At 55.8% G+C, this 660-nt stretch carries 1 protein-coding gene; it reads left to right on the top strand.

Annotation, left to right across the window (positions count from 1 at the left end):
• A partial coding sequence (locus ACFFT4_RS35430) for a hypothetical protein (protein ID WP_378053088.1) occupies positions 1–660 on the top strand: 660 nt, incomplete at both ends.

A 660-nucleotide genomic window follows, 5' to 3' on the forward strand; every position in this document is an offset into this window, starting at 1 on the left:
GTCCGTCAGGAGACGGCTACAACGGGCTTCGCGCATTTGGAGAAACGTAGTGTCGCACCGGAGGGGACGGTTCGTGCGCAGGTCAGCGTCCGACTTTCTGCGAACGGGACGGGCAATGGCAGTGGCTTGTTGTATGCCGACAACATCGACCTGCGCGAGACAACGGACCCGAACTTGCTGGTGAATGCGGACTTCGAGCATACCCTGGACGCAAGCGCAACCGGCTGGCAGAGCTTTAATACGGGTACCGGCACAATTGAATCGGTGAGTGCCCCGGTAGCCAGCGGAAGCAAGGCGATGAAGATCGAAGCGGCGAATCTGCCGATCTGGAAGAGTGGCTATATTCGTCAACGGATTAATGTAGAGGCAGGTCAAACCTTTAAGCTGAGCGGACAGCTGCACGCGGAAGAACTGAACAATTCTTCCGGACAGTTGCTCGTGTGGTTCTATGACGAGGACTGGACGAATGTCGGTTCGTTCACGGCGGAGTTGAATCAGGAAACAAATGGATATGTGTATCTGGAGAAACAAGGCGTCATTCCAGAAGGCACGGTGCTGGCGGAAGTCGGAGTGCATTTGACGGCCAATCAGAGCGGCGGCTCGGGTACGTTGTATGCCGATGCGCTGAAGTTTGAATACGAGGAACCGCTGATTGAGGAC

Source organism: Cohnella cellulosilytica, from assembly GCF_042431195.1.
Lineage (GTDB): Bacteria > Bacillota > Bacilli > Paenibacillales > Paenibacillaceae > Cohnella > Cohnella cellulosilytica.